Below are 11,414 nucleotides of genomic sequence, written 5' to 3' on the forward strand. Positions count from 1 at the left end.
CAACCGCCAGTGCGTCCCCCATCACCAGCGTGGCCGTGGTGCTGGAGGTGGGCGCCAACCCGAGCGGGCACGCTTCCTTCTCGACCCGCACGCACAGGTGCACGTTCGCTTCCTTAGCCATGGTGGAGGCAGGGTTGCCTGTCATGCAGATCAACTGGATGCCACGGCGCTTGAGCACCGGCAGCAGGGCCAGGATCTCGTCACTCTCGCCCGAGTTGGAAATGGCGATGATAAGATCCCCGCTGGAGATCATCCCCAGATCCCCATGACTGGCTTCGCCAGGGTGAAGGAAGAAGGCGGGGGTACCGGTGCTGGCCAGGGTGGCGGCAATCTTGCTCCCGACATGACCTGACTTGCCCATGCCGGTGACCACTATCTTGCCACTGCAGCGCAGCACCAGGTTGCATGCCTGATCGAAGGCATCATTCAGGTACTGATAGAGTCCATCAATCGCTTGTTTTTCAATGTCCAGCACGGTACGGGCGCTGCGACGAAAATCGAACAGTTCAGACACTTTTTCAGACTTTACAGACATAAAGGCACAGCTCCGGGCCGAAATTTGCTGCGGGATTATAAAAAAGTCTGTCGAGATAAGCGAATCGGATACTTCTCGGTCCTAAAAGAAGCACAATTGGTTACAAAAAACTGTCGCGCTTTTGGGAAGCCAGGCTGTTCAATAGTTGTTCCTTGCTGTTGCTTAGACCTAGACTAGCCCATAAAATTCGCTCTTCATTTACACCGGATGGACAATTGTTTGAACAATGACCTGATCACCATCTCCGACCTGACCTTCAGTCACGGAGATCGGCTGTTATACGACGGGATCAACCTGACCATTCCCCGTGGCAAGGTCACTGCGGTCATGGGCCCCAGCGGCATAGGTAAGACCACCTTGCTGCGGCTGATCGGCGGCCAGCTCAAACCTGAGTCCGGTCATATCCTGTTTGACGGGGAAGATATTCCCACCCTCTCCCGCTCCCGCCTGTACGAGGTGCGCAAGCGGATGAGCATGCTGTTTCAGAGCGGCGCCCTGTTTACCGGCATGACGGTCTACGACAACGTGGCCTTCCCGCTGCGGGAGCACTCCGGCCTGCCGGAGGAGCTGATCCACACCATCGTCATGATGAAGTTGCAGGCAGTCGGTCTGCGTGGCGCAGCGAAACTGATGCCGTCCGAACTCTCCGGCGGCATGGCCCGCCGCGCAGCGCTGGCACGCTCCATCGCGCTGGACCCGGACCTCATCATGTATGACGAGCCGTTCGTCGGCCAGGACCCCATCACAATGGCGGTGCTGGTCAAACTGATAAAGGAACTGAACGATGCCCTTGGCATCACCTCCGTCATCGTCACCCACGACGTGAAAGAGGTGCTGAGCATAGCCGACTACGCCTATATCATCGCCAACCGCAAGGTGGTGGCACACGGCACGCCGGATCAGTTGCGCGAGGAGCACAATCCCGAAGTCGAGCAGTTCCTGCAAGGATTGCCCGACGGTCCTGTTCCGTTCCATTTTCCGGCAGGCGACCTGCTACAGGATCTGTGATGTTGATAAGCCAAGTAAGCAAGCTGGGCCGGGTCGGAGTGCGTGTCATCAGCTCCATCGGCCGCGCGACCATCATGCTGTTTCATGCGTTGGCGGGCAAACCCGAGCCGCGCAAGCACTTCCCCCTGCTGCTTCAGCAGCTGTATGTGGTGGGCGTACAGTCCGTTGCCATCATACTGGTGTCAGGTCTCTTCATCGGCATGGTGCTCTCGTTACAGGGTTACAACGTATTGAAGGACTTCGGCGCCGAGCAGAGCCTGGGCCCGCTGGTTTCCCTCTCCCTGTTGCGGGAACTGGGCCCGGTCGTGACGGCACTGCTGTTTGCCGGCCGCGCCGGTTCGGCCCTGACAGCTGAAATTGGCCTGATGAAGGCCACCGAGCAGCTCTCCAGCCTGGAAATGATGGCGGTGGACCCGCTGCGCCGGGTGGTGGCTCCCCGTTTCTGGGCCGGGGTCATCAGCATGCCGCTGCTGGCCTTCATGTTCAGCCTGATCGGCATCTTCGGCGGCAAGCTGGTCGGTGTGGATTGGCTGGGGGTTGACGAAGGGGGCTTCTGGTCCGCCATGCAGGCCTCCGTCGACTGGCAGGATGACATCATGCAAGGGGCGATCAAGAGCGTGATCTTCGCACTGGTTGTCACCTGGATTGCGCTCTTTAACGGTTATGATGCCAAGCCGACCTCGGCCGGGATCAGTCAGGCCACAACCCGTACCGTGGTCCACTCCTCCCTGGCCGTGCTCGGCCTGGATTTTATACTCACCGCAGTCATGTTTGGATAAGGTAAAGATGAAGTTCAGCAAAGTAGAATTCCTGGTTGGCGCCTTCATGCTGGCCGGCATCGGTGCCATTCTGGCGTTGGCACTGCAAGTAGCAGGGTTGAGTTTCAAACCGGAAGGAGAAACCTATACCCTGCGCGCCCATTTCGATAATATCGGCGGCCTGAAAGTACGTTCACCCGTCAAGGTCGGTGGCGTCGTCGTCGGTCGGGTCAGCGACATCACTCTGGACACCAAAAACCAGGTGCCTGTCGTCTCCATGCAGATGCAAAAGAGTGCCGGTGAGTTTTCCGAAACCAGCACCCTCTCCATCCTGACCTCGGGGCTGCTTGGGGAACAGTACATTGGCCTGATGCCGGGCTTCACCGACGAGGAGATGGGGACCAGCATGCTCAAGGATGGCGACATGATTGAAGACACCAAATCCGCCATTGTGCTGGAAGAACTGATTGGCAAATTCCTCTACAGCCAGTCTTCCGACACCAAGTAAGGAGTAACCATGTTCAAGAAGATCGCCCTGCTGCTGGGCCTGATGACCAGCATGCTGTTTTCCCTGGTCGCTCACGCCACCAATGCCACCGATCCCTATGCTCTGGTGGACGCAGCCGCCAAGCAGACCTTTGCCCGCCTGAAGGCGGACAAGTCTCTGGTGAAGAGCAATCCGGATCACCTGCGGGTCATCATACGTGAAGAGCTGCTGCCCTACGTGGACAACCGCTTCGCCGCCTACAAGGTGCTCGGCAACCAGATCAAGCAGACCACCCCGGCCCAGCGTGACGCCTTCGTCGAGGTATTCACCGAGTACATGGTGAGCTCATACGCAGATGCGCTCGCCCACTTCGACAAGCAGACCATCAAGATCGAACCGGGCAATACGCCGGGTGACAGCAACATCACCGCCGTCAACGTCAGCGTGAAAGAGACCGGCAAACCGGACATATTCCTCGAGTTCAAGCTACGCAAGAACAACAAGACCGGCGAATGGAAAGCCTTCGACATGGTCGCCGAAGGGATCAGCCTGCTTTCTGCCAAGCAGAACGAGCTGGGCGGCCTCATTCGCCGGAACGGCATAGATGCAGTGATCGCCCAGCTGCGCGCCCACAATGCCAAGCCGCTGGTCATTAAGTCATGAGACTGAGCGGCGAGCTGCAGGCCCCCCAGGTCGTTGAACTGTGGCAACACCGCGCCGACTGGTGGCAGGAAGATCGGCTCGAGCTGAGTGAGGTCACCACTCTGGACTCCGCCGGGCTGGCCCTGCTGGTCAAATGGGCCAAGGCCGCATTGGCACGAGGCGCTACACCGCAACTGGTGGGCGCCTCCACTGATTTTTATACCCTGGCCAACCTGTACGGGGTGGCCGGGCTGTTTCAGTCAACCCCGCTCACAACTGAGGACGCATAATGCAAGTCTCTGAAATTGAAGCGATACTCCTCGAGGCTCTGCCATTGTCCGAAGTCCATGTCAAAGGGGACGGTAGTCACTACCAAGTGATCGCCGTCGGTGACATGTTTGACGGTATGAGCCGGGTCAAGAAGCAACAGGCCATCTATGCCCCGCTGATGGACAAGATCGCCAGCAACGCCATTCACGCACTCTCTATCAAGGCCTTTACCGATGCCGAGTGGAAGCGCGAACGTAAATTCCTATTGCCCTCCTGATTTGGTATCTAAGTAAATGGACAAATTTAAAATTGATGGTCGTTGTACTCTCAACGGCGAAGTGACCATCTCTGGCGCCAAAAACGCCGCCCTGCCTATCCTGTTCGCCACTCTGCTGTGTGATGAGGAGATCCACCTTTCCAACGTGCCGCGCCTCAAAGATGTGGGTACCACCATCAAGCTGCTGGAGATGCTGGGCGCCACCACCAAGGTCAACGGTAACGTGACCGTGCTGACCGGTGCAGTGAACAACCACGTCGCCCCCTATGAGCTGGTGAAGACCATGCGCGCCTCCATTCTGGCGCTGGGCCCACTGGCCGCCCGTTTCGGTGCCGCCGACGTCTCCCTGCCCGGCGGCTGCGCCATCGGCGCCCGTCCGGTGAACCTGCACGTCCACGGCCTGGAGCTGATGGGTGCCAAGATCACCATCGAAGATGGTTACATCAAGGCCCGCGTCGACGGCCGCCTCAAGGGTGCTCACATCCTGATGGACATGGTCTCCGTCACCGGTACCGAGAACCTGATGATGGCCGCGACCCTGGCAGAAGGTCGCACCGTGATCGAAAACGCCGCCCGTGAGCCGGAAGTGGTCGATCTGGCCAACTTCCTCATCACCCTGGGCGCCAAGATCCAGGGCGCAGGCACTGACACCCTGACCATCGATGGCGTCGAGCGCCTGCACGGTGGCGACTACAGCGTGCAGCCTGACCGCATCGAAACCGGTACCTTCCTAGTGGGCGCAGCGGTTACCGGCGGCAAGATCACCTGCCGCAAGACAGATCCCTCCCTGCTGGAAGCCGTGCTGGTCAAGCTGGAGGAAGCGGGTGCACTGATCGAGAAGGGTGCTGACTGGATCAGCCTCGACATGACGGGTCGTACCCTCAAGCCTGTCACCATCAAGACAGCCCCCTATCCGGCCTTCCCGACCGACATGCAGGCACAGTTCACCGTACTGAACGCTGTCGCCAAGGGTACCGGCATGGTCACAGAAACCATCTTCGAGAATCGCTTCATGCACGTACCGGAACTGGTACGGATGGGCGCAGACATCGAACTGCAGGGCAATGTGGCCATCTGTCGTGACACCGAGCAACTCAAGGGTGCCCAGGTGATGGCGACCGACCTGCGCGCCTCCGCCAGTCTGGTACTGGCCGGCTTCGTGGCCGAAGGCTCCACCATAGTCGACCGTATCTATCACATCGACCGTGGCTACGAAGACATAGAGCACAAGCTGCAGGCCCTGGGTGGCCGCATCGAACGCATCAAGGGCTGATAGCACCCTGATCGCAGGCTGATAAAAAGGCCCCCTCGCGTTGGCGAGGGGGCCTTTTTCATTGCATCAGTTAAGAGCGAACCAAGAGGGGATCAATGGCCCGCCAGCTTCATGTTTTCGACCAGCACGGAGCCGGTCTTGAGGCTGGAGCGCTCATCCTCGTCACTGCCCACCGCCACTATATGGCTGAACATCTCGGTCAGATTGCCGGCTATGGTGATCTCCTCAACCGGGTAGGCAATCTCGCCATTCTCGACCCAGAAGCCGGCGGCACCACGGGAGTAGTCGCCATTGACGATATTGACCCCCTGCCCCATCAGCTCAGTCACCAGCAGGCCAGTGCCCAACTCCTTGAGCATCTCCTGGAAATTCTGACCCGTGCTGGAGACCTGCCAGTTGTGGATACCACCGGCATGGCCCGTGGTGGTCAGTCCCAGCTTGCGGGCCGAGTAGGAGGTGAGCAGCCAGCTCATCAGCTCGCCGTTGCGTACTATGTCCATGTCGCGGGTGCAGACCCCTTCCCCATCGAACGGCGTACTGGCCAGCCCGCCCAGCAGGTGGGGGAACTCCTGAATGGTGAGCCACTCGGGCAAGATCTGCTTGCCCAGCTTGTCCAGCAGGAAGCTCGACTTGCGATAGAGGTTGCCACCGCTGATGGCCATCACCAGATGGCCCCACAGGCCGGCAGCCGTGTCGGGGTGAAACAGCACGGGAGCATGACGGGTGGAGATCTTGCGAGCGCCGAGGCGGGAGACGGTGCGTTCCACCGCCTCGTCAGCGATACGCTGCGGGCTCCAGAGCCCGTCGAGAGTACGGCTGGAGGAGTAGCCGTAATCCCGCTGCATGTCGCCATCCTGCTCGCCGATCAGCACACAGCTCAGGGAGTTGCGTGACGCCGCATAGCCTTTGACGAAGCCGTGGCTGTTGCCATAGACCTTGATGCCGAGGTGGCTGGAAAAACCGGCCCCGTCGGAATGCTTGATGCGGGCATCACGACCGAGCGCCAGTCGCTCACACTCGATGGCCAGCTCGATGCCGCGCTGTGGATCCAGCTCTATGGGGTGGCACAGTTGCAGATCGGGGGCATCCCAGGCCAGCAGGCCCGCATCAGCCAGGCCGGCACAGTCATCGGGCGAGGTGTGGCGGGCTATCTCCATGGCGGCTTCGACGGCGGCGCGGATGGCGGGCTTACCCAGATCGGTAGTCGAGGAAGATCCCTTGCAGCCATCTCGATAGACAGCAATGCCAAGGGCACCATCCTTGTTGAATTCGATACTTTCCAGTTCACAACCGCGGGTGTTCACCGACAACCCGGTCTGCTTGCTGATGGAGACTTCGGCCAGCGAGGCCCCCAGTCCCTTGGCTATCTCCAGTGCCTCGGCAACGACGGCCTCGAGATGGGCTTGATCCTGGCGAATTTGGTCTTGCTGATCCATAACTCACATCTGTATGAAGGAAGGAAAGGGGGCTAAGCATATCAGACCCCTGCGCCCAGCGGGAGAAGCTGGTAACATATCCACCAACGTGAATGACAGGAATCAAGAGACCGATGAGTCAATATCAAGACGACAACGAGTTGGAAGACTGGGGCCCCAGCAAGACCCAGCTCAAGCGCGATGCGGAAGCGCTGCAGAAACTGGGCGCGGAGATAGTCGCCCTGAGCCACAGCGAGCTGGAAAAAATCCCTTTGGATGAAGAGCTTGCAGATGCCGTCGAGCTGGGCCGCAAACTCAAGCCCAAGAAAGATGAGTCCTTCCGTCGCCATTTACAGTTCATCGGCCGTCTGATGCGCAGCCGTGATATCGAACCGATCGAAGAAGCGCTCTCCATCATCAAGAACCGCCACTCCACCGTGAATGCCCGCCTGCATCGTCTGGAGCAGTGGCGTGAGCGCCTGATCAGCGAGGGTGACAGCGCCTTGAACGAGCTGATGTCCCAGTTTCATGAGCTGGACCGCCAGAAGCTGCGTCAGCTGATCCGTTCCGCCAACAAGGAACGGGAACTGAACAAACCGCCCGTCGCCTATCGCGAAATGTACCAGTACCTGCGCGGTGAAATCGAAAACCTGCTGTAAGTGATGGCTCACGCCGCATGGAGAGCAACAATCGACACAGCATAAAACGGGGCCACATTGGCCCCGTTTCTTATACTGCTTTGCGCGCTAGTTGCCCGCGATGCACTGGGTATGGGTACCGGGGTGCAAATAAGGCATCAGCAGTGGCGCCATCCCCTTGAGCACCTGTACCGGCAGGGCAGAGGTGAAGCGGAACTTATCAGACTGGCTGCCCGGCACATAGGCGGTCAGCGTACCGAAGTGATCCTCCCCCAGAAAGAAGACAAAGGTCGCGGTGCGGTTGCGTGCCAGCGAGCTGGTCACGTTGCCATAACGACCGACCGTTTCGATCCTGTTGTCACCCGTGCCCGTCTTGCCTCCCATCGGCAGGACTGTACCATCCGGCAGGGCAAAAGCTCCGGCGATGCGTCTTGCCGTTCCCCCTTCCACTACCTGCGACAGCGCATTGCGCAACGCGGTCGCCACCTCGGCCGGCAGCACCCGGGTGCCTTCGGTATGAAGCGGTTCAAACGCTGTCTCGAACGGCGTTCCCTTGGCGAACGAGAGGTGTTCGATACGCAGGGTCGGCGCACGAATACCCCCGTTCTGGATGATCCCCATCAGCTCGGCCAGTGCTGCGGGTCTGTCCCCAGAGCTACCCAGGGCAGTCGCCAGCGAGGGGACCAGGTGATCAAACGGGTAGCCCACTCTGGCCCAGCGTTGGTGAATGTCGAGGAAGGCCTCGACCTCCAGCATGGTGCGGATACGGCTGTCCCTGGCACTGCGGTGACGGGTCTTGAACAACCAGCTGTATACCTCTTGGCGCTCGTCACGGCTGGCTTCGACCGCATCGGCAAAGGTCGCCTTGTCGAACGCCTTGAGGTAGGAGAGCAGCCACAGCTCCAGCGGGTGAACACGGGCTATGTAGCCTTGATCCGGCAGCGAATACTTGCCGGGACCATAGCTGGTATAGAGCTGCTCTATCCGCCGGTCGCTCAGCTTGTCACGCGGCAGCCGCTTGGCCAGGAAGGCAGCAAAAGCCGCTTCATCAGCTTCCGGCATCAGGTAGCGGTGAACCGCAGCCAGACGCACCGCGCTCGGCTTGAGACCATCGAGGAAGGTATCCAGCTGCTCCTCGGGGGTCTTGCCACGATACTTACGCCAGAAGCGCAGCAAATAGGTTTGGCCTTCTTTATCGGCGAACTTGGCCAGATACTCGGTACGGCGCGGATCCTTGTCATCCTTGAGCAGCTGGGCACGGTTGCCCTCCCGATAGAGGCTGTAGCGCACGATATCGCGCATCAGCCGCACAAACGGCAGGTTGATGGACTCGCGCAGTGCATCACGGATCGCGGGAATGCGACCATTATCCTCACGACGGAAGTTGTTGAAGGTATGCATGCCACCTCCGGTGAAGAAACCTTCGTTCGGACTGGCGGAATACTTTCGATCCAGCGCAGCCTCCAGCATAGGTGGCAGGCTCTTGTCCTTGGCAGTCATCAGATAGGAGACAGCCCAGCGACTGATGTTGTCCTGATTTGATACCTCGATCTTGCGCAGGCTCTCCGCCGACATGTCCGCATAGCGATCGTGCAACTCGGACACTATCTCCAGATAGGTGGTCAGTACCCGCAACTTGGCGGTAGAGCCCAGCTCCAGCTTGCTGCCCTCGTTGATATCGAACGGCTGATCTGTGTTGTCAGTCTGCACCCGTACCTTGAAGCCTTCCGGCGACCTCTCGAACAGGGTGAAGCTGTAACGCACGTCCCCCGTCTTCTCCGGCGAGAGCAGGCGCTCACCAAACAGACCGACCTGGGCAGCGATAGCGGGGTCTGCCAGCTGTTGCAGGTAGCGAGAAATCTCGTTTTGCAGCGGCATGTTAAGGCTGGTGTCTGCGGTCAGGTCCATCCGGTCCAGATCATACAACTGCACCCCGAGCTGACGGCTCAGGCGAGTGCGCGCGACCTGCAGACCCTTGTTGTTGTTGACCTTGGTCATCGCGGGGGACTGCAGAAAGTCGCGGAAACCGATCTTGGCCTTGAGGGCAGCCTCCATCAATGGCGGCGTGATCATCCCCTCCTGCACAAACAGGCGCAGATAGCTGTCGGTCAGGGTCGCCAGTGCATCGCGTCCCTGTGCCAGATAGTAGGAGGGACGACGATGAGCAATCATCAGCGAAACCACCTGACGCAAGGCAAGCCCTTGCTCTGCAAGTGGCGCATCCTGGTTGCGTGCCGGATCCAGCAGACGATTGACCTCGTCCACATTGGCACCAAACCAGACCCAGAGGCCATCACCCAAGCCATGCACCTCGCCATAACCGGGGGCGGCGGAGAGCGGCACCGAGTTGAGGTAGGCCCAGGCTACCAGCTTGCGCGCCTCCAGCGTCTTGGGGCCCAGGCGATAGGCACGCACGCTGGCCGAGGCCATCTGGCGGATCTTCTCGGTGGGAGACAGCGTCAGACCGTCCGGTGAGTGGCGATACTTCTCGACCTGAGTGGCCAAGGTGCTGCCGCCAGCGGACTGATCCTGCATATCCAGCGCCTTGCCGACCTGGGACATGGCCGCCTTGGCAAAACGGGGCCAATCTACCGCAGGGTTCGCCAGCGGTTGCTCGTTGCTCAACAGATCACGGTTCTCAATGAACAGCAGCGACTGTATGACCAGCGGTGGGATGGAAGCAAAATCCGGATAATAGTGGGTCGGATATTTGAACTGATAGAAGGGCTCGGCCCGGCAGTCATGCAGCGTCAGTCCGGCCTGAACCTTCTCTGTATAGGGAACGAAGAAGCCACGACTGGCGTAGTCATAAAGTGAATCGGAAAAATGCACCTGCTCGCTGACCTGATAACCCCGTTGCAACAAGCGCTCTTGCATCATGGGTAGCAGCACGTAACCGAGCCGCTTGTCGAAGGGGCCATCGTCGGGGAAGGCTATCTGTTTGCTGGGACCCGGCTCGACCTGATAGGTCAGCTTGGCAGCATAGCGAGAGATCTCCTGCGACTGCAGCCTGGACGTCTGCATCTCATAGCCAACCAGGGCGATCACAGCAGCCAGGCACAGCAAAAAGAGAAAACAGAACAACCAGCGCCACCAGGGACGACGTTTGCGCTTGTACTTGCCGTCCGCGCGTGGGACGGATGAATCCTGAGATGCCACGTTGTTCAAATCCGTCTGTTCTGATGCGCCCATATCAGCCCCACCATGGTTGCGCAATTTATTGTGTTTCACTCAAGCTTAGTCTTTTTAAGTCAATGGTTTGAAAACTATTGACCGCTTTATAGTGATGGTAACAGGGCGATTATAAAAAGGGGAGCCGATTGTTGTGGTGCGCGAAGAGATCCGAGCTGATGGCGGAAAACAAAACACCGGCCAAAAGCCGGTGTTTTCAGGTAGCAGCGAGGCTGGTCTACTTACTGGAGCTCATGGCCTTGAGCTTGGAGCTCAGATCTTTACGCTCTTTGGACAGCTCGGCATTCTTGATGATGTGATCGTCGACACGCTCTTCATAGTCGATACGCATGTTGGCGATGATGGCCTGAACCTCATCTATGCTCATGCCCGGCTTGATATAGTCGCTCAGGTTGTCAAGCAACAGTACCCGCTTCTGGTTATCACGGATCTTCTTCTCGTTGTCGGCGATCTCGCGCTTGAGTTTGTTCTGGCGACGGGACATACGCACATATTCCAATACATCGCTGAAGGTGGACTTGTTTACTGGTTCCATATCGATACCACTGACTAAAGGTTGATAAAAGCAGGCAAGTTAGGCTCGTACCAGAGAGAAAAGAAAGAGAGGGTACAGGCCAACTCAAGATGCCCTTTACTCTACCGAGTTATGAAGCAGATACAACTCTAATTGCAGGCTTGCCGCCGGGTTTCGGTGAAAGAGGGTCAAATAGGGAGCAAAATGGACAAACCAGCATGAGATAGCAATTATTACGTCAGCAAGCACGGGATCGAACCCACCTTGCGGTTTGAACTGAGGCGATATGAAACAATTAGTTATAGGACGATAAGCAGCAAAATGGCTCCTGGTATGCCAATATCAGCCAATAAAAAAGCCCGCTCTTATGAGCGGGCTTTCAATGTTGGGTGCCTGGCAGTGTCC

Annotated in this window: 12 protein-coding genes; 8 read left to right on the top strand and 4 right to left on the bottom strand. The window is 58.5% G+C overall.

Features of this window, described 5'->3' with window-relative positions:
• The coding region (locus tag BN1129_RS24310) for a KpsF/GutQ family sugar-phosphate isomerase (RefSeq protein WP_042039107.1) at positions 1-535 on the bottom strand (535 nt) is incomplete at its 3' end.
• Positions 536-742: 207 nt separating this feature from the next.
• Here BN1129_RS24310 and mlaF point away from each other — a divergent pair.
• Genes mlaF through murA form a run of 7 tightly spaced genes read left to right on the top strand, consistent with a single transcriptional unit; the run spans position 743 to position 5,250 of the window.
• Positions 743-1,543, top strand: a complete 801-nt coding sequence (gene mlaF, locus BN1129_RS20640; protein ID WP_042039109.1) for a phospholipid ABC transporter ATP-binding protein MlaF — start codon at positions 743-745, stop codon at positions 1,541-1,543.
• Complete coding sequence (mlaE, locus tag BN1129_RS20645; protein ID WP_042039111.1) at positions 1,543-2,322, top strand: lipid asymmetry maintenance ABC transporter permease subunit MlaE; 780 nt, start codon at positions 1,543-1,545, stop codon at positions 2,320-2,322. The genes mlaF and mlaE overlap by 1 nt, the downstream gene beginning before the upstream one ends.
• A gap of 7 nt (positions 2,323-2,329) precedes the next feature.
• Positions 2,330-2,809 carry an outer membrane lipid asymmetry maintenance protein MlaD gene (mlaD, locus tag BN1129_RS20650; protein WP_042039113.1) on the top strand — a complete coding sequence of 160 codons (480 nt, stop codon included), beginning with the start codon at positions 2,330-2,332 and terminating at the stop codon, positions 2,807-2,809.
• Positions 2,810-2,818: 9 nt separating this feature from the next.
• Positions 2,819-3,451 carry a phospholipid-binding protein MlaC gene (gene mlaC / locus BN1129_RS20655; RefSeq protein ID WP_042039114.1) on the top strand — a complete coding sequence of 211 codons (633 nt, stop codon included), beginning with the start codon at positions 2,819-2,821 and terminating at the stop codon, positions 3,449-3,451.
• Positions 3,448-3,720: an STAS domain-containing protein gene (locus BN1129_RS20660; RefSeq protein ID WP_042039116.1), complete on the top strand. Its 273-nt coding sequence runs from the start codon at positions 3,448-3,450 to the stop codon at positions 3,718-3,720. Before mlaC ends, BN1129_RS20660 begins: the two co-directional genes overlap by 4 nt.
• Positions 3,720-3,977 carry a BolA family iron metabolism protein IbaG gene (gene ibaG, locus BN1129_RS20665; protein ID WP_005306001.1) on the top strand — a complete coding sequence of 86 codons (258 nt, stop codon included), beginning with the start codon at positions 3,720-3,722 and terminating at the stop codon, positions 3,975-3,977. The genes BN1129_RS20660 and ibaG overlap by 1 nt, the downstream gene beginning before the upstream one ends.
• 16 nt (positions 3,978-3,993) lie before the next feature.
• On the top strand, positions 3,994-5,250 hold the full coding sequence (gene murA / locus BN1129_RS20670) for a UDP-N-acetylglucosamine 1-carboxyvinyltransferase (protein WP_042039117.1): 1,257 nt from the start codon (positions 3,994-3,996) through the stop codon (positions 5,248-5,250).
• A gap of 92 nt (positions 5,251-5,342) precedes the next feature.
• Here the strand turns inward: murA and pmbA are convergent, their stop codons facing one another.
• Positions 5,343-6,686, bottom strand: a complete 1,344-nt coding sequence (pmbA, locus tag BN1129_RS20675; RefSeq protein WP_042039119.1) for a metalloprotease PmbA — start codon at positions 6,684-6,686, stop codon at positions 5,343-5,345.
• Positions 6,687-6,799: 113 nt separating this feature from the next.
• Between pmbA and yjgA the strand changes: the two genes are divergently transcribed.
• The gene (gene yjgA / locus BN1129_RS20680; RefSeq protein WP_042039120.1) at positions 6,800-7,324 is read left to right on the top strand and encodes a ribosome biogenesis factor YjgA; all 525 of its coding nucleotides are present in this window, start codon (positions 6,800-6,802) and stop codon (positions 7,322-7,324) included.
• Between the two features lie 87 nt (positions 7,325-7,411).
• Here the strand turns inward: yjgA and BN1129_RS20685 are convergent, their stop codons facing one another.
• The gene (locus BN1129_RS20685; RefSeq protein WP_042039121.1) at positions 7,412-10,495 is read right to left on the bottom strand and encodes a transglycosylase domain-containing protein; all 3,084 of its coding nucleotides are present in this window, start codon (positions 10,493-10,495) and stop codon (positions 7,412-7,414) included.
• A gap of 217 nt (positions 10,496-10,712) precedes the next feature.
• A complete protein-coding gene (tmaR, locus tag BN1129_RS20690) occupies positions 10,713-11,030 on the bottom strand; it encodes a PTS system regulator TmaR (protein ID WP_042039123.1) in 318 nt (105 codons plus the stop codon).
• Positions 11,031-11,414: the final 384 nt, after the last annotated feature.

This window comes from Aeromonas popoffii (assembly GCF_000820025.1).
In the GTDB taxonomy this organism is placed as follows: Bacteria; Pseudomonadota; Gammaproteobacteria; order Enterobacterales; family Aeromonadaceae; genus Aeromonas; species Aeromonas popoffii.